This window comes from Pelomonas nitida, assembly GCF_043555975.1.
GTDB classification, from domain to species: Bacteria; Pseudomonadota; Gammaproteobacteria; order Burkholderiales; family Burkholderiaceae_C; genus Pelomonas; species Pelomonas nitida.
Genome location: NZ_JBIGIA010000001.1, coordinates 180,389 through 205,359, shown reverse-complemented (window position 1 = coordinate 205,359; position 24,971 = coordinate 180,389). Strand labels below are relative to the sequence as shown.

Below are 24,971 nucleotides of genomic sequence, written 5' to 3'. Positions count from 1 at the left end.
ATCACGTCGGCGCGGAAGGCGCCGATGCCGGCGGCAGAGTTGAAGGCAAAGGCAGCGGCTTGGCGGCCGGGCGGCTGCGGCGCTGCTCCCTGGCCGCGTGCTCTGCCTGTCGCTCCTGCAGCAGCCGCTCCCGTTCTTTCGCCCTGGCAACACGCTGCGCCGCCTCGGCCTGCGCCTGGCTGGCCGCTCGCGCCTGAGCACGCTGGGCCTCCTCCGGGCTGCGCTGCCGGGATGGGCGCGGCGCCGGCGTGGCCACTGCGATGGGCGGCGGCGCCTTGACCACCCGCTCCAGGCGCTGCGCCTCGTCCTCGGCTGCGGCGAGCTCACGCGCCTTGACGCGCTCAACCTGCGCCTGCGCACGCGCACGGCGCTCCAGCGCGGCCAGCTCATGCTCGTGCTCGATCAACGGCGCCAACGCCTCCTGACGTCGCTTGCGCACATCTTCCAGGCACGGCGTGACCGCGAATCGCTCCGCGCATTCGGCCCTGTCGCGGTCAAAGCGCTGCTCGAGCGCGGCGCGCTGCGCCGCGACCTCGGCCCGGGTGGCGAAGGAGGCATTCAGCGGCGCTGAAGCCGCAGCGGCCAGCAGGATCAGCAGCGGGTTCATCAGGTCAACGAGGTATCGACTTCACGACGGGACAGCGCAAGGTACTCCGCCGAGCGCATCTCCTGCAAGCGTGAGACAGTGCGCGGGAACTCATGCGCCAGCGGGCCTTCGGTGTAGAGCGCTTCGGCCGGCACCGCCGCCGAGATGATGAGCTTGACGCGCCGGTCGTACAGCACATCCACCAGCCACGTGAAACGCCGCGCCTCGCTGGCCAGGCGCACCGGCATCTCGGGCACATCCGACAAGATGACGGTGTGGAACTGACTGGCCAGCTCCAGGTAGTCGTTCTGCGAGCGCGGGCCGCCGCACAAGGTCTGGAAGTCGAACCACACGACGCCACCGGCACGACGCCAGGCATAGATCGCGCGGTGCTCGATCATCAGCTTGCGGTCCTCATCCTTGGCCTCGGCGAGCGACTCGAAGGCCTGCGTCAGCGCTGCATCGGTGTCCGCGTTCAGCGGCGTCAGGTAGAGGTTCATGTCCTCCAGCGAACGGCGGCGATAGTCGGTGCCGGCGTCGACGTTGATGACTTCGAGGTTGGCCTTCAGCAGCTCGATGGCCGGCAGGATGCGGTCACGGTGCAGGCCGTTCGGGTAGAGCTCGTCCGGGTGGAAATTGGACGTCGTGACGATGGACACGCGGTTGCGGAACAGTGCGTCCAGCAGGCGATGCAGGATCATCGCGTCGGTCACGTCGGCGACGTGGAACTCGTCGAAGCAGATCAGCCGGAACCGCCGCGCGATGCGCTTGCCGAGCTCCTCCAGCGGGTCGGCGATGCCCTTGAGTTCCTGCAGCTCGCGGTGCACCTCGCGCATGAACTCGTGGAAGTGCAGCCGCGTCTTGCGCGTCAGCGGCACGGCCTGGAAGAAGCAGTCCATCAGGAAGCTCTTGCCCCGGCCGACACCGCCGTACATGTAGACGCCGCGCGGGATGGGCGGGCGCACGAGCAACTTGGTCACCGCATTGCTGCGGCGGGCCTTGTAGGCCTCCCATTCGTCCTGGCAGCGCTGCAAGGCCTCGATGGCGCGCAGCTGCGCGGCGTCGGCCTTGAAGCCGCGCTCGGCGAGGGTCTGCTGATAGAGATCGCTAACGGACGTCATTCGGACAGGTCATCACGAAAAAAAGGGCGACTGATTGGCCGCCCCTTGTGGTTTGCGCTACGCGATCAGAAGTTCAACGTGCGCTTGTCGACGGCCAGTGCCGCTTCCTTGGTCGCCTCGGACAGCGACGGATGCGCGTGGCAGATGCGGGCGATGTCCTCGGCCGAGGCCTTGAACTCCATGGCCACGACGGCTTCCGAGATCAGCTCGGACGCGAACGGGCCAATGATGTGAACACCCAGGATCTCGTCGGTCTTGGCATCGGCCAGGAACTTGACGAAGCCCGTCGTGTCGCCCAGCGCACGGGCGCGGCCGTTGGCCAGGAAGGGGAACTGACCCGCCTTGTAGGCCACGCCCTCCGCCTTGAGCTGCTGCTCGGTCTTGCCGACCCAGGAGATCTCGGGGCTGGTGTAGATGACCCAGGGGATGGTGTTGAAGTTGACGTGGCCATGCTGGCCCGCCATGCGCTCCGCCACCGCCACGCCCTCTTCCTCGGCCTTGTGCGCAAGCATGGGGCCGCGCACAACGTCACCGATGGCCCAGACGCCGGGCAGGTTGGTCTTGCACTCGTCGTCGACGACGATGGCGCCGCGTTCGTCGAGCTTCAGGCCCACGGCCTCGGGGTTCAGGCCAATGGTGTTGGGCACGCGGCCGATCGACACGATGAGCTTGTCCACCACCAGCGTCTGCTCGGCGCCCTTGGCGTCGGTGTAGGCGATGGTGACGTCCTTCTTGCCCTTGGTGACCTTGGAAATCTTGACGCTGAGCTGGATGTCCAGGCCCTGCTTCTTGAAGACCTTGGCAGCCTCCTTGGCCACGCTCTCGTCGGCAGCAGCCAGGAACGCCGGCATGGCTTCGAGGATGGTCACCTCCGAGCCCAGGCGGCGCCAGACGGAACCCATCTCCAGGCCGATCACGCCGGAGCCGATGACGCCCAGCTTCGCCGGCACGGCCGGGATGCGCAGTGCACCGTCGTTCGACAGGATCAGCTCCTCATCGAACTCCGCGCCGGGCAGCTGGCGGGCATTGGAGCCTGTGGCCAGGATGACCTGCTTGGCGATGATGGTCTCGTCGCCGGCCTTGAGCTCGTAGCCGCCGTCCTTGGCCGCCACGAAACTGCCGCGGCCGTGGAAGAAGCTCACCTTGTTCTTCTTGAACAGGTAGCGCACGCCTTCGTTGTTCTGCTTCACGACGGCGTCCTTGCGGGCGACCATCTTGGCGATGTCGATCTTCAGGTTGTCCAGGCTGATGCCGTGGTCCGCGAAGTGATGGCCGGCGTGGTCGAAATGCTCCGACGACTGCAGCAGCGCCTTGGACGGGATGCAGCCCACGTTGGTGCAGGTGCCGCCGAGGGCGTCGCCGCCCTGCGCGTTCTTCCATTCGTCCACGCAGGCCACGTTCATGCCCAGTTGGGCCGCGCGGATGGCCGCGATGTAGCCACCGGGGCCGCCACCGATGACGACGACGTCGAATTGCTTGGTAGTCATGCTGATCGTGTCCTTGGCTTAGATGTCGAACAGCAGGCGCGACGGATCTTCCAGCGCGTCCTTCATGGCCACCAGGCCCAGCACGGCTTCGCGGCCGTCGATGATGCGGTGGTCATAGGACATGGCCAGGTAGTTGATCGGGCGGATGACGATCTGACCGTTCTCCACCACCGCGCGGTCCTTGGTGGCGTGCACGCCCAGGATGGCCGATTGCGGCGGGTTGATGATGGGCGTGGACAGCATGGAGCCGAAGGTGCCGCCGTTGGAGATGGAGAAGGTGCCGCCGCTCATCTCGTCGATGCCCAGCTTGCCTTCCTGGGCCTTCTTGCCGAACTCGGCGATCTTCTTCTCGATGTCGGCGAAGCTCATCTGGTCGGCATTGCGCAGGATGGGCACGACCAGGCCGCGCGGCGAGCCGACGGCGATGCCGATGTCGAAGTAGCCGTGGTAGACGATGTCGTTGCCGTCGACCGAGGCGTTCAGCACCGGGTACTTCTTCAGCGCGTGCACGGCGGCCTTCACGAAGAAGCTCATGAAGCCCAGCTTGGTGCCGTGCTCCTTGGTGAAGCTGTCCTGGAACTTCTTGCGCAGCTCCATGACCGGCGCCATGTTCACTTCGTTGAACGTGGTCAGGATGGCGTTGGTGGCTTGCGACTGCAGCAGGCGCTCGGCGATACGGGCGCGCAGGCGGGTCATGGGCACGCGCTGCTCAGGGCGCTCGCCAAGGCTCGCCAGGTTCTGCGCGGGCGCTGCCACGGACGGCAGCGGCTTGGCAACGGCGGGGGCGGCGGGCACCGCCACGGGCGCAGCAACCGCCTTGGCACCGGCAGCCAGGGCGTCGCCCTTGGTCACGCGGCCGTCCTTGCCGGAGCCGGCCACATCGGTGGCGGCGAGGCCCTTCTCGGCCAGGATCTTGGCGGCGGCCGGCATGGCCACATCGCCCTTGTTGCCGCCGGTGGCAGCGGGTGCTGCAGCGGTTGCGGGGGCGGCAGCCGGAGCGGCGGCAGCGGGTGCGGGCGCCGCGGCGCCGGCCTTGCCTTCGGTGTCGATCTTGGCCAGCAGTTGCTGGCTGGTGACGGTGCTGCCATCGGCAACGCCGATTTCGGACAGCACGCCGGACGCGGGTGCGGGAACTTCGAGCACGACCTTGTCGGTCTCGATCTCGACGAGGGTTTCGTCGACCGTGACGGCTTCGCCGGGCTTCTTCTTCCAGGTCAGCAGGGTGCCCTCGGAAACGGATTCGGAGAACTGGGGAACTTGGACGTCAACGATGGCCATGGTGTGAGGCTCCGTGTTCTTTATTCGGTGTGATGGGTGCAGGCGCGCGCACGCGCGGCGCCTCTCGGGCGCCGCGCGTCACGGTCTTACTTGGTGAGGATGAAGCCCTTGAGCTTGGCGAAGGCCTGATCCAGCAGCGCCTTCTGCTGCTCCTGGTGCAGGTGCGCGTAGCCGCAGGCAGGGCTGGCGCTGGCCGGGCGGCCGGCGTAGCCGAGCTTCTGGCCCTCGAGCATGTTCTCGTGCACGTAGTGCTGCACGAAGAACCAGGCGCCCTGGTTCTGCGGCTCGTCCTGGCACCAGACGATGTCGGTGGCGTTCGGGTACTTCTTCAGCTCGGCCGAGAAGGCCTTGTGCGGGAACGGATAGAGCTGCTCGACGCGCAGGATCGCCACGTCGGTGGCCTTCTTCTCGTCGCGCTTGCGCACCAGGTCGTAGTAGACCTTGCCCGAGCAGACGATGACGCGCTTGACCTTGTCGGCCGCGATCTCGTCGTTCAGCTCGCCGATGACGGTCTTGAACTCGCCCTTGGTGAACTCGGCCAGCGGCGACGTCGCATCCTTGGCGCGCAGCAGGCTCTTGGGGGTCATGATGACCAGCGGCTTGCGGAACATGCGCAGCATCTGACGACGCAGCACGTGGAAGATCTGCGACGCCGTGGTGGGCTGCACGATCTGCATGTTGTTGTCCGCGGCCAGCTGCATGAAGCGCTCCAGGCGGGCCGAGCTGTGCTCGGGGCCTTGGCCTTCGTAGCCGTGCGGCAGCATCATCGTCAGGCCGTTGGAGCGGCCCCACTTCACTTCGCCGGAGGCGATGAACTGGTCGATGACGACCTGCGCGCCGTTGACGAAGTCACCGAACTGGGCTTCCCAGATGGTCAGCGTGTTGGGCTCGGCAGCGGCGTAGCCGTACTCGAAGCCCAGCACCGCCTCTTCCGACAGGATGGAGTCGATGACGGTGAACGGCGCCTGGCCATCCGCCACGTTCTGCAGCGGGATGTAGGTGCCGGCGTCCCAGTTGGCGCGGTTCTGGTCGTGCATGACCGCGTGGCGGTGCGTGAACGTGCCACGGCCGCTGTCCTCGCCCGACAGGCGCACCGGGTAGCCCGACGCGACCAGCGATGCGAAGGCCATGGACTCACCCATGCCCCAGTCGATGTTGACCTCGCCACGGCCCATCGCGGCGCGATCGGCATACAGCTTGGCGACCAGGTTGTGGGGCGCGAAGTCCTTGGGCAGCGTCGTCAGCTTCTCGGCCAGACGCTTCCACTCGGTGGCCGGGATGGCGGTGTCGCAGCTGTCCGTCCACTTCTTGCCCAGGAAGGGCGACCAGTCGGTGGCGAACTTGCTCTTGAAGTTGGTCAGCACCGGGTCGACGGTGTGGCGGCCTTCGTCCATCGCGGCGCGATAGGCCTTGACCATTTCGTCCGGGCCTTCGGCGGTCAGCACGCCCTGCGTCACCAGCTTGTCGCCGTACAGCCTGCGGGTACCGGGGTGGGCGCCGATCTTCTTGTACATCAGCGGCTGGGTCAGCGCCGGCGTGTCCTGCTCGTTGTGGCCCAGCTTGCGGAAGCAAACGATGTCCAGCACGACGTCCTTGCCGAACTCGGTGCGGTAGTCCATGCACAGCTGCGTGGCCCACACGACCGCTTCGGGGTCATCGCCGTTCACGTGCAGCACCGGCGCTTCGATCATCTTGACGACGTCGGAGCAGTACCAGGTCGAGCGCAGGTCGCGCGGGTCGCTGGTGGTGAAGCCGATCTGGTTGTTGATGACGATGTGGACCGTGCCGCCGGTGCGATAGCCGCGCGTCTGCGCCATCGCCAGCGTTTCCTGCACGACACCCTGGCCACCGAAGGCCGCGTCACCGTGCACCAGCACCGGCAGCACCTGCTTGCCGACGGTGTCGCCACGGCGGTCCTGGCGAGCACGCACGCTGCCTTCGACGACCGGGTTGACGATTTCCAGGTGCGAGGGGTTGAAGGCCAGCGACAGGTGCACCGGGCCGCCGGCCGTAGACACGTCGGAGCTGAAGCCCTGGTGGTACTTCACGTCACCGGCAGGCAGGTCTTCGGCCGCCGTGTGTTCGAACTCGGCGAACAAGTCCTTGGGCATCTTGCCCAGCGTGTTGACCAGCACGTTCAGGCGGCCACGGTGGGCCATGCCGATGACGATTTCCTGCACGCCGCGCTCGCCGCCGCGCTGGATCACCTCGTCCATCGCCGCGATGAAGCTCTCGCCGCCTTCCAGCGAGAAGCGCTTCTGGCCGACGTACTTGGTGTGCAGATAGCGCTCCAGGCCCTCGGCTGCGGTCAGTCGCTCAAGGATCTGCTTCTTCTTTTCGGCGCTGAAGCTGGGCTTGCTGCGCGCCTTCTCCAGGCGCTCCTGCCACCAGCGCTTCTCGGCCGGGTCGGAGCCATGCATGAATTCGGCGCCGATCGAGCTGCAGTAGGTCTCGCGCAGGGCCTGCACGATCTGGCGCAGCGTCATCGTCTCGCCACCGAAGTAGCTGTTCACGGCGCTGAACGAGATGTCCATGTCGGACTCGCTCAGGTCGTAGAACGCGGGGTCGAGCTCGGGGATCTTGGGGCGCTCGGAGCGCTTGAGGGGGTCCAGCTCCGCCCAGCGATTGCCGAGGAAGCGGTAGGCCGCGATCAGCGACTGCACGTGCACCTGCTTGCGGGCGACGGCCAGATCGGCGCTGGAGGCCTTGTTGGCAAAGGCGTTGGCCTTGGCGCGTTGAGCGAAAGACTCGATGACCGGTGCGTGGGCCACGTCGCGGGCCTCGCTGCCATCGACGGCAGGCACGTGCTGGAGCGCGTCGAAGTAGTCGCGCCAGTTGTCGGGCACGGAGCCCGGGTTGTCGAGGTAAGCCTCGTACATCTCCTCCACATACGGGGCATTGCCACCGAACAGGTAGGAGTTCGACCTGTATTGCTGCATCATCTTTCGCTCACCTCATGCCCTGGTTTCCAGAGCCTTGGCTGGTTGAAGAACCTTCCGCGACACGGCTCGACCGATTGGCGGATTGCGACCCACCTCGCTGCGAACAGCAAAGGGACGGGAAGGACCAGGAACCCGTCCGCTGCTCGAAAAACCTGCCCACAAACGGTGCAGGCCTTCTGAGCAACAGACGGGTTCCATCGGGGGCGAACTCTAGCACTGCGGGTTTGCCCGACAAGTACCTGGGGATGCGACAAAGTTCACTCGTTGTATCTGGTCGAATTTGACTGAACCGTAAACTTGCGACCGCGACAGCCCCGCGATTGAATGGCTGCGCCACGGGACAACAAGGAATTCCCATGCAAGTCCAGGTCGTCGACTACCGCGCACCCGACGCGGCCGAGAAGTTCACCCGCTCCCTGCACGAAACCGGCTTCGGCGTGCTGACCAACCACCCGATCCGCCAGGCGCTCGTCGAGAAGATCTACGCCGACTGGCTCGCCTTCTTCAATGGCGACGGCAAGGATGCCTATGCGTTCTCGAAGGAGACGCAGGACGGCTGGTTCTCCACCCAGATTTCCGAGACCGCCAAGGGCGCCACGCTCAAGGACATCAAGGAGTACTTCCACGTCTACCCCTGGGGCCGCATTCCGCCCCAGCTCAAGGAAGACGCCCTCACCTACTACCGCGAAGCCAATGCGCTCGCCGAGGAGTTGCTGGGCTGGGTCGAGAAGTACACGCCGCCCGACATCGCCGCCAGGTACCGCGAGCCCTTGTCCAACATGATCAAGGGCAGCACGAAGACGCTGCTGCGCGTGTTGCGCTACCCGCCGCTGACCGGGCAGGAGCCCGCCGGCTCGCTGCGCGCGGCGGCGCATGGCGACATCAACCTGCTGACCATCCTGCCCGCCGCCAACGAGCCGGGGCTGCAGGTGCTGGGCAAGGACAACGCCTGGCACGACGTGCCCTGCGACTTCGGCACGCTGACCATCAACATCGGCGACATGCTGCAGGAAGCCTCCGAGGGCTACTACCCGTCGACGCAGCACCGCGTCGTCAACCCGACCGGCGAAGGGGCGACGAAGAGCCGCGTGTCGCTGCCGCTGTTCCTGCACCCGCGCGACAACGTCGTGCTGAGCGACCGCTACACGGCGGACAGCTACCTCAACGAGCGCCTGCGCGAGCTGGGCGTGAAGACCTGAATCCGCGTCGCCTGCGCAGCACGCCATCCAACGCCACCGGTCATTGATCGGTGGCGTTCTCGTTTGCAAGATCCGATGATGGGAAACCTCCGGTCGCCCACCTTGCATTCATGTCGCATCTCGTTCGACGTTCTATCCTGGCTGCTGCTCTCACATTCACGTCACACATCGCCAGCGCCGAGGATCTGAGCGGTTTGTGGGTGCTGAAAGTCGAGAACGCGGCTCACCAGCCAGTCACGACGTTAACCTTGCGTTTCGCCAAGGCTGCGGCCTCGTCCTGCCTAGCAGGGACGTGGCGACGCGTCATCTTGCAGTCCGTTGCGACGAGCGACGAGAAATTCTTTCCCGCCAGAGAGCCCCTGTCGTACGCGTTGGACGGCTCCAAGCTGACTCTGGGCCGCAACGAGATCTGCGACGACTACGTCCATCTCAGTGGCTCGCTCAAGAAGCTTCCCGTGCGCGGCAAGTACTACGGCTTCGGCCTTCGTAGAGGCAAGCCCATGGGCTACTTTTCGCTGGACCGGCAACCATGAAGGCCGTTGCAGCATCAATGAATGAATCAGCCTCGGGTCATTGAAATCCACCCCGACGCGCCGGCCAAGCCGGCGGTCGGGGCCGTCTGCAACGGCTGCGGCGTCTGCTGCCTGACCGAACCCTGCCCGCTGGGCATGCTGCTGAGCCGGCGCCTCAAAGGTGCATGCACCGCCCTGCAATGGGACGGCGCACGCTATGTGTGCGGCGTGCTGACGACGCAACCGAGCGGCTGGCGCGGCTGGTGGGTGAAACGCTGGATTGCCGCCGGCAAGGGCTGCGATTGTTCACTGGAAGTCGCGGGCAAGCCCTAGCCGCCACCGCCTGCTGGCGCCGCTAGTATTTTTGGCTTCTGCCGTCCCTCAATCCCGATGAAGGAAGCCGCGTGAAATCTGTCCTCCGACTCCTGCCCTTGCTGGCCGCCCTGGCGCTGGGCGCCGCCACCACCGCCCAGGCCGCACCGCTGCGCTGGGCCGCCCAGAACGACATCCTGACGCTGGATCCGCACTCCCAGGATCACAACACCTCCAACGCCATCGGCGCCCACATCTACGAAGGGCTGACCCGCCTGAGCCAGGCCTACCGGCCGGAGCCCGCACTGGCTACCCAATGGACCTACCTGTCGCAGACGCAGGTGCGCTTCGAGCTGCGCCGTGGCGTCAAGTTCCATGACGGCTCGCCGTTCACGGCCGACGACGTCGTCTTCAGCTTCGGCCGCATCACGCAGCCGCAAGGCACCAAGCAGACCTATGTGTCCGGCATCAAGGAAGTGAAGAAGATCGACGACTACACCGTCGACCTGCTGCTGGAGGCGCCCACGCCCATGCTGCTGCAGAACATCATCAGCTTCCCCATCATGAGCAAGGCGTGGTCGGTGAAGAACAACACGACCAACACGCAGGACTACAAGGCCAAGGAAGAGAACTTCGCCTCGCGCAACGCGAATGGCACCGGCCCCTACAAGCTCGTCAGCTGGCAGCCGGACCAGGCCGTGAAGCTGGTGGCCAACACCGCCTGGTGGGACAAGAACCCCGGCAACATCACCGAGCTGAGCTACCTGCCCATCAAGAGCCCACCGACGCGGGTGGCGGCGCTGCTGTCGGGCGACGTGGACATCGTCACCGACATGCCGCCGCAGGACTTCTTCCGCCTGAAGGAAGACGGCAAGGTCAAGCTGCTGGAAGGCGCCGAGACACGCACCGTCTTCTTCGTCATGGACGAGGGCAGCGACGAACTGCGCGACGCCAGCGTGAAGGGCAAGAACCCCTTCAAGGACAAGCGGGTGCGCGAGGCGCTCAATCTGGCGCTGGACCGCGAGGCCATCAAGCGCACCATCATGCGCGGCCTGTCGGTGCCGGCCGCGCTGATGGTGCCGCCGGGCGTCAACGGCTATGACGCTGCGCTCGACAAGGTGGCCAAGCCCGACCTGGACAAGGCCCGCAAACTGCTGGCCGACGCGGGCTACCCGCAGGGTTTCGAGCTGCCGCTGCACTGCCCCAACAACCGCTACGTCAACGATGAGCAGGTGTGCCAGGCGGCCGTGTCCATGTGGGCCAAGATCGGCGTGAAGGCGCGGCTCGTGGCCACGCCGTTCGCGACGCACAGCCAGACCTTCCAACGCGGCGAATCGCCGTTCTACATGCTGGGCTGGGGCGTCTCCACCTACGACGCGCTGTACGCCATGCAGGCCTGGGGCCACACGCGCACCAACGGCGCGGACGGCAACTTCAACTTCGGCAAGGTCAGCGACGCGCCGCTGGACGCGCTGATCCAGAAGATCAAGTTCGAGCCCGACGTGCCCAAGCGCAACGCCCTCATCAAGGACGCGCTGCTGCGCATCCGCGATGAGTTCCTGTTCATCCCCATCCACCACCAGATCCGCCCGTGGGCGATGAAGAAGAACGTCGACACGCTGCATCGCTCGAACGACTACTTCGAGGCGCGCTACACGACCGTGAAGTGATGGATGGGCGCCGGGGTGGGTTCCAATCCACCCCATGAGCGACGCTGCGTTCCAGCCCACCCACATCACACCGAGCGACGAGCAGCTCGCCATCCAGTTGCACCGGGGCCGCCTGCTGCTGGTGGAGGCCAACGCCGGCGCGGCGAAGACGACGACACTGGCCCTGCGCATCGCCCAGGCCCTGCAGCGTGGCGCCGAGCCGCGGACCGTGCTGGCGCTCACCTACACCGCGCCGGCCGTCGCGGCGCTGAAGGAGCGGCTGATCGGCATCGGCCTGCCCAGGGCGACGGTGCAGCAGTTGCGCATCGAGACCTTCGAGGCGTTCGCGCTGGGCGTGCTGGAGCAGGCCGAGGGCACGAAGACGCGTGTCGTCACATCGCACGAGCTGGTCAGGCCTCACGTGGTGCGCGCCATCGACACGGCACAGTCGCTGCCGCAGGAGCCCTACCCGGACGAGCTGATGACCGACGCGATGCCGGGCAACCTTGTCGAAGGACTGCTGAAATCATTCGACCGGCTCAAGGGAAGCATGGTGTTCGAGCACCTCGATCCCGAGGAGCGCCTCACGCCCCAGCTGGCCGACGAGCTCGGCTTCGGCTATTTGACGATGCGCGCGTGGCGTTGCTACGAATTCATCCGCAAGGGCGGCCACCCGGACCGGCCCGAGTTCCGCTTCAACGGCGACGGCGTCTACGACCTGGCCCGAGCGTTGCTGAGCGGCGAGATCGACGCCGGCGACGCCGCGCTGCAGCTCGGCCTGTCGCTCGTGTGCGTCGACGAGATGCACGACGTGAACCGTGCCGCCTTCACCGTGTTGAAGGCCGTACTGGCCGCCCACCCTCGGGCCGGCTTCGTGGGCGTGGGTGACCGCGACCAGGTCATCCACTCGCAAACCGGCGCCGACGCGGCCTTCATGGGCCAGCACTTCGCTGCGGAGATCGGCCCACCGACCGTGCTGCCGCTGACGCAGAGCCGCCGCTTCAGCCCTCAGCTGGCCCGCCACGTGGGCGCGCTGGCGCGCAAGCCGTACACGGCGGACGCGGCGCTGCACACCGGCATCCAGCTGGCGCCTTGCGAGTCGCACCGCCTGGCCGCCACCTTCGTCGCCCGCCTGGCGCAGGCGCACCACCAGCAGCAAGCCGTGGCCAGCCTGCGGGTGTTGCTGCGCCACCCCTCGCAGTCGGTGCTCATCGAACATGAGCTGCTGCGCCTGGGCGTGCCCTACGGCACCGTCGGCTTCGCTCCCTATCTGGAACGCGCCGATGTCCTGCTGGTGCGCGGCCTGTACGCCTGCGCCTGCGGCGACTTCACTGGCTTCGAGACCGCGGCCCAGCGCGCCGCGTTGCTCGACGCGCTGCTGCTGTTCTCTGGCGCCCGGGTCGACAGCATCGAGCTGCGTCACCTCGACCACACCGACGCCCAACGCGCCGCCGTCGGCGAGGCGTCGGCCAGCCTGGACTCGACCAAGTCCTTCATCGAAGCCCATGTGCTGCGCAGCGCCCACGCCGACGCCCGACGCCGGCTGGAAGCCGCCATGGCCGTGCTGCGCGGGAACGACATCGCCGCGTTCGAGGCCTCCTTCCTGAAAGCGCTGGACGCGGCTGCGCTGGCAGCCCGTGTGTTCGTGCGCCAGCAGGATGCGCAACAGGTGGTCGACAACATCGCCCAACTGCACCGCGTCGCGGTGGCGGAAGACACCGACGTGAACGGCGCGTTCCGCCTGTTCTCTGCCATGGACCAGGCGCGGCACCGGCGGCAGGCCAATGAGCGCGTGGTGCTGTCCAGCATCGAGGCAGCCAAAGGGCTGGAGTTCGACCACGTCGTCATTCCGCATCTGTCGCAAGGTGAGTTCGGCGACGGCTCGACCGAGAACCGCAACCTGTTGTATGTGGCCATGACGCGCGCCAGGCGCCGCCTCACGGTGACGCACGACGCCGGCCGACCGTCCCGTTTCCTGAAGGACGCCGAATTGATCGGAGCGACATGAGGCCGCCCATCATCAACTTCTCGACGCTGCAGTCCGTCATCGAGATCGCGGCCACCCTCGCCTTCGCCTTGTCGGGCCTGCTGGCCGGTGCGCGCAAACATCTGGATGTGGTGGGCTTGTGCATCGTCGCCGGGCTGTCGGCCTTCGGTGGCGGCACGCTGCGCGACGTGCTGCTGGACCGCCGGCCGTTCTTCTGGGTCGAGCATGCCGACTGGCTGTGGGCGCTGATGGGCCTGTCGTTCGCCGCGATGCTGTTCCTGCGTCGCCGCCACCTCGCGCTGACCGAGAAGGCCATCCAGTGGCCCGATGCGCTGGGCCTGGGCCTGTTCACGGCCAACGGTGCGCTGCTGGCGCTGCAGACCGGCCAGCCGGCCATCGTCGCGGTGCTGATGGGCGTCATCACGGCCACCTTCGGTGGCGTGCTACGGGACATCGTCTGCAACGAGATCCCTGCCGCCTTCCACGACCATCGGCCCTACGCGCTGTGCAGCTTTGCCGGCGCATGGGTGCTGGTGGCGGCCGTGCGGATGGACGCGCCCGAGTGGGCGGCCATCAGCGCAGCCGCGGCGACGGCCGTGCTGCTGCGCGCGCTGTCCTTGTGGCGCAACTGGACGCTGCCGGCCTGGCGCATCAACGCACCACGCTGACCACGCCGCGCAAAGAAAAAGGCCCCGCACTGCGGGGCCTTGCTCATGGTCAGGACCGTCAGGTCCCGCGGTCGATCACCAGCCGATCGTGTAGGTCACGGTCGTCGGCGCCTGCGTGTGCAGCGACGGGCTGAAATCACCCACGTCGTCGTAGGCGAAGCCGTAGGCCTTCTTGTTGATGCTGTGGTCGTGCCAGAACTTGGCGAACCAGTTGCCCACCTGACCGGCGGGATAGTGGGCCGACTGCACGTACCAGTTGGCCGGCGTCTCCATCACGTGGCGGTTCAGCGCCGCGCAGATTTGGGCCTGGATCTGCAGCTGCGTGCCGATGTTGGTCGGGTTGCCGCTGGCATCGGCCAGCAGGCCCGCGCCCAGCAGCACCATGGCGGTGTCGGGCTTGCCGTTGATGTAGAACGTGCCGGCCGGCGAACCGCCCGTGAACGTGAAGCGATCGCCGCTGACGCGCCCCCGGAAGGTGCCCAGGTTCTGCAGCGAGAAGACCAGGTCTTCGTTGCGATAGCGCGCCCACACCGCGTCGATATAGGGCTGCAGGTAATTGGCGTTGGCCTGGCCCGGCTTGAAGGTCGCATGGGCCGGCGCCATGATGCGGTACGGCGAGTACGGGGCCTGGGCCAGCGGCTTGAACTGCGCCGGCACTTCCGCCACGAACTTGCTGAACAGCTGGTCACGCGTCTCGGTCAGCGCCTCGCCAACGCTCTGGTCATAACCACCCAGGCCTTGCACACGCAGCTTCAGCGGGAAGCCGAAGTGGTCCACACGCGTCGTGTTGATGAAGATGCCGGGGTTGGCCTTGCCCGGCGGGATGATGGCCATTTCACCGAAGTCGAAGTAGACGTCGATGTTGGGGTCGCTCGGGTTCTCGATGTTGGCGCCGGCATAGCCGACGTTGCCGTTGCCGTCGAGGACGACGCGGATGTACATCGGCGAGCCGACGGACATCATCACGCGGGCCGAGTCCAGCGCCGGAATGGTGATGGAGCGCGTGGCGCTGAGCTTGTGGAAGTAGTTGGTGTAGGTGACGCCGTTCTTCGTCAGCGCGCCGTTGTCCGAGATCGACATCGGGATGAGATTGCCCGAAGCATCCACCCGCACGAACTTGCCCGTCGACCAGTCGCGGCCAATGATGGCCCAGTAGACCTGATCGTCGGCCCAGCGGCCGGCCGTCTGGTTGACGATGTTGAAGGTCGTGCGGCCATTCCAGGTGCCCGATGCCGCAGCGCCGACCTTGAACGAGGACGTCAGGTCGTTGAAGCCGCGGTTGACGAGGTTGGGCTCATCGGCCGTCAGCACCAGCGACGAGCCGCCGAAGTTGATGTCGTTGAACAGCGTGGCCTGGTAGCCGGCCTGAACCTTCACCGACGAGATGCGGTCGTTCCAGGTCGTGCCGACCCAGCTGGAGTCGGCGCTGGCGCAGAAGCTCGCACCGCCGTAGTTGATGTCGGCGTAGAAGCACACCGGGCCGCTCGGCGCCGGCGCGCTGCTACCCACGGTGTAGCTGGACTTGGGCGAGTCGTAGGCCGGCGAGCCGTTGTTGTAGGTGAACCAGTAGCCAATGACATTGCCGCTGGCCACCGTGAGCTTCTGCTCGAAACGACCGTTCGCGGCCGTCATGCGCAGGTTCTGCTGCGCGCCGTTGTTGACGCTGTAGTGGACGTCGACCCAGGTGGTCGACACGTTGGACTTGAACCAGATCGTGGCGGCCGTGCCGTTGACCTCGACCCCGTGGCTGTAGTCGGCGGCGCGCGCGATGCCGATCAGGCCGAGCGCCAGAAGAACGCAAGCGCCGAACAGGCGCAAGCAACGAAATACAGGATTCAACTCTCTTCTCCTTGCCCGCTCGTCGAAGGGACCGACGGGTGTTCAGGGGCCCCAACGTGTGTTCTGGGAGACCGTCATGACGACTGCAGAAGGCTTCAAAACATCCCGGGGCGGGCAGCCGCTGCCCCGTTCAAGCCGCCATTTGAAAGCAAATGAAAGCGCTTTCAAACTCCCTCGTCATCGTCTCGGCAGACACGGGCAAACGATCTCATGGAAAACCCGTATCAACCCGTTTTTGGCGTCGCCCGCTTCGGGGACGCCACACCCCCAGTTTGTCAATGCGTCGGGCAACAGGCCTGCACCGTCACCGGCCGTGAACGCTGCGCAAATGCGATGGCGCACCCGCCGCCACCGGCACACCCCCCTCCTGCGCCGCAGCGGCCAGGCCGGTCAGGATGCCGCACTGCCGGGCCGTTTGCGCCGTCGCGCAGCTGCGCCGCAGGTCCTTCAATTGCCGCTCCAGCGCCTTCAGCTCGCCGATGCGGCGCGACACATGGCCGATGTGGGCATCCAGCAGCGCATTGACGTCGCCGCAATCGCCGCCCGGCGCGTCCCGCACCCGCAGCAGCACGCGCACCTCGTCCAGCGACATGTCCAGGCTGCGGCAGTAGCGGATGAACTGCAAGCGCTCCAGGTGAGCGGGTTCGTAGACGCGAAATCCACCCTCGGTTCGCCCCGGCGCCGGCAGAAGCCCCTCGCGTTCGTAGTAGCGGATGGTGTCGACCGCCGTCACCGACGCCGCAGCCAGCTGACCGATCTTCATCACGTGCTCCTGGGAATCCGGCTTGCCAGTGTAGGCACTTGACTCTGGAGTGGCTCCAGGGATTCCAATGCCCACCAGACACCCGCCCCACCCGCATGCCTTCCCATTCACACCCCCATTCGCACCCGCACGGCAACCACGGTCACGACCACCCCCATGCGCATGACCACGCGGCGGCCTGTGGCTCGGCCGGCAACTGCAACAACTGCAACAACTGCAACAACTGCGGCGACGCCAGCGCGCCCACGCCCGCAGCAGCCGATGGCGCGCTGCTGCTGCGCATCCCGGCCATGGACTGCCCCACCGAGGAAGCGCTGATCCGCCAGGCCTTGGCCGATGTGGCCGACCTGGGGCGGCTGCAATTCGACCTCGCGGCCCGCACGCTGGCCGTGGACGCGCCGCCGGCAACCTGGGGGGCCGTCACCGCCGCCGTCGCCCGCGCCGGCTTCACGAGCGAGCTGCTGTCGGCGCCCCCATCGGCCGAGGCCACCGCCAGCGCCCGGCGCCGCGAGCGCACGCGCCTGCTGGCCGCGTTGGCCGTGGCGCTGGGCGCGGAGTTGCTGCATGCCATCGGGCCCGACGACGCGGTGTGGCATGCCGCCGGCATGCTGTTCGCCGCCGTCGCCATCGCGTTGTCGGGCTTCGCCGTGCTGGGCAAGGGGCTGGCGTCGCTGGCCCGCTGGCGCCTGGACATCAACGCGCTCATGTCCGTGGCCGTCATCGGCGCCTTCGTCATCGGCCAGTGGCCCGAGGCCGCCATGGTGATGGCGCTGTACTCGCTGGCCGAGCTGATCGAGGCCGCCTCCGTCGCCCGGGCGCGCCAGGCCATCACGGGGCTGCTGGCGCTCTCGCCCACGCAGGCCGAGGTCCGCCAACCCGACGGCAGCTGGCGGCACATGGACGCCAAGGCGGTGGCGCCCGGCGACACGGTGCGCGTGAAGCCCGGCGAGCGGTTGGCGCTCGACGGCACCGTCAGCACCGGCCGCAGCGCGGTGGACCAATCGCCTGTTACCGGCGAGAGCATCCCGGTCGACAAGGGACCGGGCGACCCCGTCTTCGCCGGCACCGTCAACCAGAGCGGCGCCCTGGAGTTCCGCGTCACCCGCAGCGCCACCGACACGGTGCTGGCCGGCATCATCCACGCCGTCGAGGCGGCGCAAAGCCAGCGCGCCCCCACGCAGCGCTTCGTCGACCGCTTCGCGTCCATCTACACGCCCGCCGTGTTCGTGCTGGCCCTGGCCGTCGCGCTCGGCGCGCCGTTGCTGCTGGGCTGGCCATGGCTGGCGGCCGCCTACAAGGCCCTGGTGCTGCTCGTCATCGCCTGCCCCTGCGCGCTCGTCATCTCCACGCCGGTCACCGTCGTCAGCGGTCTCGCGGCCGCCGCACGGCGCGGCATCCTCATCAAGGGCGGCGTGCATCTGGAGCAGGCGCGCCGGCTTCGCGTGATGGCGCTGGACAAGACCGGCACGCTGACGGCCGGCCACCCCCGCCTCGTCGCCCAGCAGTGGATGGCCGACGACCTGGACCCGATGCGGTGGCGCCGCGTCGCGCGCAGCCTGGCCGCCCGCTCGGACCACCCCGTCTCCCGCGCCATCGCCGCCGGCCTGGCGGGTGAAGCCTCAGAGGCGCAGCAGCCGCTGCCAGTGGACGACTTCGGCGCCGAGGTGGGCCGCGGCGTGCAGGGCCGCGTCGACGGCCATGAGCTGATCCTGGGCAACCATCGCTGGCTGCATGAGCGGGGCCTGTGCACGCCGGCGCTGGAGGCCGCCATGCAGGCCCACGAAGCGCAGGGGCACACCGTGTCGCTGCTGGCCGATGCGCACCGCGTGCTCGCGCTGTTCGCCGTGGCCGACACGCCGCGTGCCAGCGCCCGCGAGGCGGTGGCCGAGCTTCAGGCCCTGGGCGTGCGCCCGGTCATGCTGACTGGCGACAACCCCGTCACCGCGCAGGCCATCGCCGCCACGCTCGGCATCACCGACGTGCGCGCGCAATTGCTGCCGCACGACAAGCAGGCGGCGGTGGCGGCCTTGGGCGAGCCGGGCACCGTGGGCATGGTCGGCGACGGCATCAACGACGCGCCCAGCCTGGCCGCGGCCGCCGTCGGCTTTTCGCTGGGCGCCGCGGGCACCGACACCGCCAAGGAAGCCGCCGACGTGCTGGTCATGAACGACGACCTGCGCCGCGTCGCCGAGACGCTCCGGCTGTCTCGCCGCACGCATGGTCTGCTGTGGCAGAACATCACACTGGCCTTGGGCATCAAGGCCGTGTTCTTCGGGCTGGCCGTGTTCGGCAGCGCGACGATGTGGATGGCCGTGTTCGCCGACATGGGCGCCAGCCTGCTGGTGGTCGGCAACGGGCTGCGGCTGCTGCGGCGCTGAAACGACAACGGCCGCCCGAAGGCGGCCGTGAGTCAGCGCAGGTGAAACGTCAGCCCAGCGCCAGGCGCTGCCGAGCCGCCGCGTACTCGCGCTTGAGGCGCGCCACGAGCTGCGCCGCCGGCAGCACCTCGCGCACCGCGCCGATGCCCTGCCCGCTGCCCCAGATGTCCTTCCAGGCCTTGGCAGCACCGCCGCCGAAGTTCATCTTGCTGGGGTCGCTTTCGGGCAGGTTCTCCGGGTCCAGCCCCGCCGCGACGACGGAGCCGCGCAGGTAGTTGCCGTGCACGCCGGTGAACAGGTTGCTGTAGACGATGTCGTCGCTGTTGCTGGCGACGATCATCTGCTTGTACTCGGCGCTGGCGCGCGCCTCCTCCGTCGCGATGAAGGCCGAGCCGATGTAGGCCAGGTCGGCGCCGCAGGCCTGCGCGGCCAGGATGGCGTCGCCCGTGGCGATGGCGCCCGACAACGCGAGCGGGCCATCGAACCACTCGCGGATTTCCTGGATCAGCGCAAACGGGCTCTTCACGCCCGCGTGGCCGCCAGCACCGGCGGCGACGGCGATGAGCCCGTCGGCGCCCTTCTCGATGGCCTTCTTCGCGAACTTGTTGTTGATGACGTCGTGCAGCACGATGCCACCCCAGCCGTGCACGGCCTGGTTCACATCCTCACGCGCGCCCAGGCTCGTGATGACGATGGGCACCTTGTACTTGGCACACACCTGCATGTCGTGCTCGAGCCGCTCATTGCTCTTGTGCACGATCTGGTTGATGGCGAACGGCGCGGCCGGGCGGTCCGGGTTGGCCTTGTTATAGGCCGCCAGCGTCTCGGTGATCTCGGCCAGCCACTCGTCGAGCAGTTCGGCCGGGCGTGCGTTCAGCGCCGGCATGGAGCCGACGATGCCGGCCTTGCACTGCTCGATGACGAGCTTGGGGTTGCTGATGATGAACAGCGGCGAGCCGATGACCGGCAGCGGGAGGTGCTTCAGGATGGGAGGCAGGGCCAAGGTGGACTCCGTCAGAAAGCGTCGAGAGAGAGCGCGGTGACGCTGTCGGCGCCATCGACGATGGCGGCACGCAGCGACGCGGTGCGCGGCAGGATGTGTTCGGCGTAGAAGCGCGCGGTGGCGATCTTGGCTTCCATGAACGGCTTGTCGGTCGCCAACGCGTCCTCGGCAGCCAGCAGCGCGCGCGCCAGCTGCCAGCCGGCCACGAGGTTGCCGGCCAGCATCAGGTAGGGCACGGAGCCCGCATAGGCCGCGTTGGGGCTGGCCTTGGCTTCAGCCGCGATGAAGTCGACGACGGCGAGGTAGTCCGCGCGCGAGGCGCGCAGCGCCTTCAGCATGGCCTTGGCGGCGGCGCTGTCGCGCTGGGCCAGCTCGCCTTCGGTCAGCTCGATCTGGCCGGCCACGGCGCGCGCCAACTGGCCGCCGTCGCGCGACGTCTTGCGGCCGACGAGGTCGTTGGCCTGGATGGCCGTCGTGCCTTCGTAGATGGTCAGGATCTTGGCGTCGCGGTAGTACTGGGCCGCACCGGTCTCCTCGATGAAGCCCATGCCGCCATGCACCTGCACGCCCAAGGAGGTGACCTCCAGGCTCATCTCGGTGCTGTAGCCCTTCACCAGCGGCACCATGAACTCGTAGAAGGCCTGGTTCTGCTTAGCAGCGTCCGCGTCCGGGTGGTGGTGGGCGGCGTCATAGGCCGCGGCCGCCGTGCTGGCCATGGCGCGGCAGCCCTCGGTCAGCGAGCGCATCGTCATCAGCATGCGGCGCACGTCGGGGTGGTGAATGATGGCGGCGCTGCCGGCCACCGAGCCGTCCACGGGGCGCGACTGCACGCGGTCCCGCGCATAGGCCACGGCCTTCTGGTAGGCGCGGTCGGCGATGGCGATGCCCTGCACACCCACGCCGTAGCGGGCCGCGTTCATCATGATGAACATGTACTCCAGGCCGCGGTTCTCCTGGCCCACCAGCGTGCCAACGGCGCCACCGTGGTCGCCGAACTGCAGCACCGCCGTCGGGCTGGCCTTGATGCCCATCTTGTGCTCGATGGACACGCAATGCGCGTCGTTGCGCGCGCCGAGGCTGCCGTCAGCGTTCACCATGAACTTCGGCACCAGGAACAGGCTGATGCCCTTCACGCCCTCCGGCGCGCCGGCCACGCGGGCCAGCACGAGGTGGACGATGTTCTCGGCCATGTCGTGCTCGCCCCAGGTGATGAAGATCTTCGTGCCGAAGATCTTGTACGTGCCGTCGCCCTGCGGCTCGGCGCGGGTGCGCACCAGCGCCAGGTCAGAGCCGGCCTGCGGCTCGGTGAGGTTCATCGTGCCGGTCCACGAGCCGTCCAGCAGCTTGGGGATGAAGGTGGCACGCTGCTCGTCGCTGCCGGCCGTCAGCAGCGCCTCGACAGCGCCGTCGGTCAGCAGCGGGCACAGCGCGAAGCTCATGTTGGCCGCCTGCAGCATCTCGTTGCAGGCCGCACCGATGGTCTTGGGCGCGCCCTGGCCGCCGAAGTCCGCCGGGTGCTGCAAACCCTGCCAGCCGCCTTCGGCGTAGGCGCGGAACGCATCCTTGAAGCCCGGCGTCGTCGTGACCGCGCCGTCCTTCCAGAACGACGGGTTCTTGTCGCCCTCGAAGTTCAGCGGCGCGATGACGTCCTGCGACAGCTTGGCGCACTCCTCCAGCACGGCGGCGGCCGTGTCCAGGCCGAAGTCGGCGAATGCCGGCACCTGGCTCGTCAGGTGCTCCAGCCCGGCCAGGTGCTGGAGGTTGAAGAGCATGTCCTTGACGGGAGCTTGATAACTCATCGCTTGAATCCTGGAGTGAAGGACCGCCCGTGTGCCGCGATTCGCGGGTGCAACGCTGGCTGCGGGCGAAAAAAGGGCGCCTCGACGACAGCCGGGCGCCCGCAGGGATGTCGCTCGTGGCTCAGAGCGCCTTGACGAGCTCGGGCACCGCCGTGAAGAGATCGGCTTCCAGGCCGTAGTCGGCCACCGAGAAGATCGGCGCTTCCGGGTCCTTGTTGATCGCGACGATGACCTTGGAGTCCTTCATGCCGGCCAGATGCTGGATGGCGCCGGAGATGCCGGCGGCGACATAGAGCTGCGGCGCGACGATCTTGCCCGTCTGGCCCACCTGCCAGTCGTTCGGCGCATAACCGGCATCCACAGCGGCACGCGACGCACCGAGGGCGGCGCCCAGCTTGTCCGCCAGCGGCGTCAGCACTTCCATGAACTTCTCGCTCGAGCCCAGCGCACGGCCACCCGACACGATGATCTTGGCGGCGGTCAGCTCGGGGCGATCGCTCTTGGTCACCTCACGGCCCACGAAGCTGCTCTTGCCGCTGTCGGCGGCAGCAGCCACGGTCTCGACGGCAGCCGCGCCACCGGTGGAAGCGGCCGGGTCGAAGCCGGTCGTGCGAACCGTGATGACCTTGGTGGCATCGCTGCTCTGCACCGTCGCGATCGCGTTGCCGGCGTAGATGGGGCGCTCGAAGGTGTCGGCGCTGACGACCTTGGTGATGTCGCTCAGTTGAGCCACGTCGAGCAGCGCGCTCACGCGCGGCGCCACGTTCTTGCCCGAGGCGGTGGCGGGGAACAGGATGTGGCTGTAGCCAGACGCCAGCGCAATGACTTGCGCCGCGACGTTCTCGGCCAGGCCATCGGCCAACGCGGCCGAGTCGGCGTGCAACACCTTGGTGACGCCAGCGATCTGGCCGGCGGCTGCGGCGGCCGCAGCCGCGTTGTGGCCAGCCACCAGCACATGCACATCACCGCCCAGCGCTGCGGCGGCGGTGACAGTGTTCAGCGTGGCGCCCTTGATGGAGGCGTTGTCGTGTTCGGCAATGACGAGTGCGGTCATCTCAAAGTCTCCGGAATTTTGGGTTAGATGACCTTGGCTTCGGTCTTCAGCTTGGTGACGAGCGCTGCCACATCGGCCACCTTCACGCCGGCGCCGCGCTTGGGCGGCTCGCTGACCTTCAGCGTCTTGATGCGCGGGGTCACGTCCACACCAAGGTCGGCCGGCTTGACGACGTCCAGCGGCTTCTTCTTGGCCTTCATGATGTTGGGCAGCGTCACGTAACGCGGCTCGTTCAGGCGCAGGTCGGTCGTCACGACGGCCGGCAGGCTCAGCGCCACGGTCTCGAGGCCACCGTCCACTTCACGCGTCACGTTGACCTTGTCGCCAGCCACTTCCACCTTGGAGGCGAACGTGCCTTGCGGCATGCCGGTCAGCGCGGCCAGCATCTGGCCGGTCTGGTTGCAATCGTCGTCGATGGCCTGCTTGCCGAGGATGACCAGGCTCGGGCCTTCCTTGTCCACCAGCGCCTTCAGCAGCTTGGCGACGGCCAGCGGCTGCAGTTCCACATCGGCCGGCGTCTCGACCAGGATGGCGCGGTCCGCACCGATGGCCATGGCCGTGCGCAGCGTTTCCTGGCATTGCGGGACGCCGCAGGACACGGCGATCACCTCGGTGACGGCGCCCTTCTCCTTCAGGCGGACAGCCTCCTCGACGGCGATCTCGTCAAAGGGGTTCATCGACATCTTCACGTTGGCGATGTCCACACCCGTGCCGTCGCTCTTCACGCGCACCTTGACGTTGTAGTCCACGACGCGTTTGACAGGGACCAAGACCTTCATCGGAAACTCCAGCTCGAATTGACGTATACGTTAATTGGATTCTACGAGGCGCTCGTCGCAGAGCCGCACTTAAAAAAGCACGATCGTTCGATTCTAGCCAGAGGTCCGGCGCCCGCAGCGAAAGACTTTCTGGAGAGGCCTCTCGAATCGTGAGGCTAGACTGCCTGCGCCCATGCAGACCGACTCTTCCCCGCACCGAGAAATCGGTGTCTTCGACTCCGGCGTCGGCGGCTTCACGGTACTGCGCGAACTTCGCGCGCTGTTGCCGACCGCCCGCTTCCGCTACCTCGCCGACACGGCCTACGCGCCTTACGGCGGCAGAAGCCCGGAAGAGATCCGGGCCCGCAGCCTGGCCATCACTGCGCACTTGATCGATTGCGGTGCCGGCCTCGTCGTGAACGCCTGCAACACAGCCACCGCACACGCCATCGACGCTATGCGTGAACGCTGGCCCAACGTGCCGATCGTCGGCACCGAGCCCGGCATCAAGCCCGCCGTCGCCGCCACGCGCAACGGCCGCATCGGCTTGCTGGCCACGCCGGCCACGGCGGCCAGCGCAAGGCTGCGCGCGCTCATCGCGCGCCATGCCAACGGGCAGCAGGTGATCGTCCAAGGTTGCCCCGGTATCGTCGATCGCATCGAAGCCGGCGATCTCGACAGCGCCGAACTGCGCGCCCTCGTGGCCCATCACTGCGAACAGCTGCGCGCCGCCGGCGTCGACACGGCCTTGCTGGGCTGCACTCACTACCCGCTGATCGAGGCGCTGTGGCAGGCTGAGCTGGGCCCAACCGTCAAGCTACTGCGCATCGAGACCGCCGTTGCCCGCCGTGCCGTGGATCTGTGGGTGCCAACGGCAGACCCTGCACCGGATCTGCAGATTGAGACCAGTGGCGACCCGCTTGCACTGCGGGGCTGGATACGACGCGTCCTGGGCTGGCACGATGCAGATGTTCGGCATTGGCCCGCAGCGCGGTGACTCAAGTTCGAGCGAGCTTGGCCGATAGTCAGCACATGAACATCGCCAATTCGGCCGTGGTCAGCACGGCAACCACCAACGCTTCCAGCGGCGACCTGGGCACCGCCCAAGGCGCAGCGAGCATCCTCGTACTCAAGAAGGCGCTGGACGTGCAAGCCTCCGGCGCCATCGCGCTGCTGAATGCGCCACCGCAACAGCCGCCCTTGGCCACCGAAGGCAGCGTGGGACGCAATGTCAACACCTACGCCTGACCCCATTTCCGGGCTCGCTGATCATTGGTGCGCGGGACGGGACTTGAACCCGTACGCCTGTTGAGGGCGGCGGATTTTAAGTCCGCTGCGTTTACCGATTTCGCCACCCGCGCGCTGGCCGCATTATCCGGGCCGCACAAAAGAAAACGGGAGATTCGACATCATCGAATCTCCCGTGAATTGGAGCGGGTAACGAGGCTCGAACTCGTGACCTCAACCTTGGCAAGGTTGCGCTCTACCAACTGAGCTACACCCGCGCATTTCGCTTGGCATGGTAGGCCAAACATCGGTGCGACCGATTTTTACTGGAGCGGGTAACGAGGCTCGAACTCGTGACCTCAACCTTGGCAAGGTTGCGCTCTACCAACTGAGCTACACCCGCATGGTG

Annotated in this window: 20 protein-coding genes and 3 tRNA genes; 9 read left to right on the top strand and 14 right to left on the bottom strand. The window is 67.2% G+C overall.

Annotated features, from left to right (window positions below; all coding sequences use genetic code 11):
* Position 1: 1 nt before the first annotated feature.
* From ACG00X_RS00900 to ACG00X_RS00880, 5 genes are all read right to left on the bottom strand, one after another.
* Positions 2–607, bottom strand: a complete 606-nt coding sequence (locus ACG00X_RS00900; RefSeq protein ID WP_394486003.1) for a hypothetical protein — start codon at positions 605–607, stop codon at positions 2–4.
* Positions 607–1,707: a cell division protein ZapE gene (zapE, locus tag ACG00X_RS00895; RefSeq protein ID WP_394486001.1), complete on the bottom strand. Its 1,101-nt coding sequence runs from the start codon at positions 1,705–1,707 to the stop codon at positions 607–609. Before zapE ends, ACG00X_RS00900 begins: the two co-directional genes overlap by 1 nt.
* A 65-nt stretch (positions 1,708–1,772) precedes the next feature.
* Positions 1,773–3,194 carry a dihydrolipoyl dehydrogenase gene (lpdA, locus tag ACG00X_RS00890; protein WP_394485998.1) on the bottom strand — a complete coding sequence of 474 codons (1,422 nt, stop codon included), beginning with the start codon at positions 3,192–3,194 and terminating at the stop codon, positions 1,773–1,775.
* An 18-nt stretch (positions 3,195–3,212) separates the two neighbouring features.
* A complete protein-coding gene (gene odhB, locus ACG00X_RS00885) occupies positions 3,213–4,472 on the bottom strand; it encodes a 2-oxoglutarate dehydrogenase complex dihydrolipoyllysine-residue succinyltransferase (protein ID WP_394485996.1) in 1,260 nt (419 codons plus the stop codon).
* 86 nt (positions 4,473–4,558) lie between these two features.
* Positions 4,559–7,414 carry a 2-oxoglutarate dehydrogenase E1 component gene (locus ACG00X_RS00880; RefSeq protein ID WP_394485994.1) on the bottom strand — a complete coding sequence of 952 codons (2,856 nt, stop codon included), beginning with the start codon at positions 7,412–7,414 and terminating at the stop codon, positions 4,559–4,561.
* A gap of 356 nt (positions 7,415–7,770) precedes the next feature.
* On the opposite strand from ACG00X_RS00880, the gene ACG00X_RS00875 reads away from it, so the two are divergent.
* The 6 genes from ACG00X_RS00875 (at position 7,771) to ACG00X_RS00850 (ending at position 13,741) form a co-directional block, all read left to right on the top strand.
* Positions 7,771–8,613: a 2OG-Fe(II) oxygenase family protein gene (locus ACG00X_RS00875; RefSeq protein ID WP_394485992.1), complete on the top strand. Its 843-nt coding sequence runs from the start codon at positions 7,771–7,773 to the stop codon at positions 8,611–8,613.
* Positions 8,614–8,723: 110 nt separating this feature from the next.
* A complete protein-coding gene (locus ACG00X_RS00870; RefSeq protein ID WP_394485991.1) occupies positions 8,724–9,146 on the top strand; it encodes a hypothetical protein in 423 nt (140 codons plus the stop codon).
* A 21-nt stretch (positions 9,147–9,167) separates the two neighbouring features.
* Positions 9,168–9,458, top strand: coding sequence for a hypothetical protein (locus ACG00X_RS00865; RefSeq protein ID WP_394485990.1), 291 nt, complete (start codon positions 9,168–9,170; stop codon positions 9,456–9,458).
* A gap of 71 nt (positions 9,459–9,529) precedes the next feature.
* The gene (locus tag ACG00X_RS00860) at positions 9,530–11,107 is read left to right on the top strand and encodes an ABC transporter substrate-binding protein (protein WP_394485989.1); all 1,578 of its coding nucleotides are present in this window, start codon (positions 9,530–9,532) and stop codon (positions 11,105–11,107) included.
* 34 nt (positions 11,108–11,141) lie between these two features.
* The gene (locus ACG00X_RS00855; RefSeq protein ID WP_394485988.1) at positions 11,142–13,094 is read left to right on the top strand and encodes a UvrD-helicase domain-containing protein; all 1,953 of its coding nucleotides are present in this window, start codon (positions 11,142–11,144) and stop codon (positions 13,092–13,094) included.
* Positions 13,091–13,741 (top strand): trimeric intracellular cation channel family protein, encoded by a 651-nt coding sequence (locus ACG00X_RS00850; RefSeq protein ID WP_394485987.1) that lies wholly within the window; start codon positions 13,091–13,093, stop codon positions 13,739–13,741. The genes ACG00X_RS00855 and ACG00X_RS00850 overlap by 4 nt, the downstream gene beginning before the upstream one ends.
* Positions 13,742–13,816: 75 nt before the next feature.
* On the opposite strand, the gene ACG00X_RS00845 is transcribed toward ACG00X_RS00850, so the two are convergent.
* Both ACG00X_RS00845 and cadR read right to left on the bottom strand, forming a co-directional pair.
* A complete protein-coding gene (locus ACG00X_RS00845; RefSeq protein WP_394485986.1) occupies positions 13,817–15,580 on the bottom strand; it encodes a beta-1,3-glucanase family protein in 1,764 nt (587 codons plus the stop codon).
* A 304-nt stretch (positions 15,581–15,884) separates the two neighbouring features.
* Positions 15,885–16,343: a Cd(II)/Pb(II)-responsive transcriptional regulator gene (gene cadR, locus ACG00X_RS00840; RefSeq protein WP_394485983.1), complete on the bottom strand. Its 459-nt coding sequence runs from the start codon at positions 16,341–16,343 to the stop codon at positions 15,885–15,887.
* A 95-nt stretch (positions 16,344–16,438) separates the two neighbouring features.
* Between cadR and ACG00X_RS00835 the strand changes: the two genes are divergently transcribed.
* Positions 16,439–18,721: a heavy metal translocating P-type ATPase gene (locus tag ACG00X_RS00835; RefSeq protein WP_394485980.1), complete on the top strand. Its 2,283-nt coding sequence runs from the start codon at positions 16,439–16,441 to the stop codon at positions 18,719–18,721.
* 49 nt (positions 18,722–18,770) lie between these two features.
* Here the strand turns inward: ACG00X_RS00835 and ACG00X_RS00830 are convergent, their stop codons facing one another.
* The 4 genes from ACG00X_RS00830 to ACG00X_RS00815 all read right to left on the bottom strand — a co-directional run bounded on the left by ACG00X_RS00830 (position 18,771) and on the right by ACG00X_RS00815 (position 23,356).
* Entirely contained in the window at positions 18,771–19,724 is a 954-nt protein-coding gene (locus ACG00X_RS00830) for an NAD(P)H-dependent flavin oxidoreductase (RefSeq protein WP_394485979.1), read from the bottom strand.
* An 11-nt stretch (positions 19,725–19,735) separates the two neighbouring features.
* Positions 19,736–21,523, bottom strand: coding sequence for an acyl-CoA dehydrogenase (locus tag ACG00X_RS00825; RefSeq protein ID WP_394485977.1), 1,788 nt, complete (start codon positions 21,521–21,523; stop codon positions 19,736–19,738).
* Between the two features lie 121 nt (positions 21,524–21,644).
* On the bottom strand, positions 21,645–22,577 hold the full coding sequence (locus tag ACG00X_RS00820; protein ID WP_394485975.1) for an electron transfer flavoprotein subunit alpha/FixB family protein: 933 nt from the start codon (positions 22,575–22,577) through the stop codon (positions 21,645–21,647).
* A gap of 23 nt (positions 22,578–22,600) precedes the next feature.
* On the bottom strand, positions 22,601–23,356 hold the full coding sequence (locus ACG00X_RS00815) for an electron transfer flavoprotein subunit beta/FixA family protein (RefSeq protein ID WP_394485973.1): 756 nt from the start codon (positions 23,354–23,356) through the stop codon (positions 22,601–22,603).
* A 172-nt stretch (positions 23,357–23,528) separates the two neighbouring features.
* Between ACG00X_RS00815 and murI the strand changes: the two genes are divergently transcribed.
* On the top strand, positions 23,529–24,332 hold the full coding sequence (gene murI, locus ACG00X_RS00810) for a glutamate racemase (protein WP_394485972.1): 804 nt from the start codon (positions 23,529–23,531) through the stop codon (positions 24,330–24,332).
* 35 nt (positions 24,333–24,367) lie between these two features.
* The gene (locus ACG00X_RS00805) at positions 24,368–24,583 is read left to right on the top strand and encodes a putative motility protein (protein ID WP_394485970.1); all 216 of its coding nucleotides are present in this window, start codon (positions 24,368–24,370) and stop codon (positions 24,581–24,583) included.
* Between the two features lie 25 nt (positions 24,584–24,608).
* Here the strand turns inward: ACG00X_RS00805 and ACG00X_RS00800 are convergent.
* From ACG00X_RS00800 to ACG00X_RS00790, 3 genes are all read right to left on the bottom strand, one after another.
* Positions 24,609–24,696: transfer RNA gene (locus tag ACG00X_RS00800), tRNA-Leu, on the bottom strand.
* Positions 24,697–24,764: 68 nt separating this feature from the next.
* A tRNA-Gly gene (locus ACG00X_RS00795) sits at positions 24,765–24,840 on the bottom strand.
* Positions 24,841–24,889: 49 nt separating this feature from the next.
* Positions 24,890–24,965: transfer RNA gene (locus tag ACG00X_RS00790), tRNA-Gly, on the bottom strand.
* Positions 24,966–24,971 lie beyond the last annotated feature (6 nt).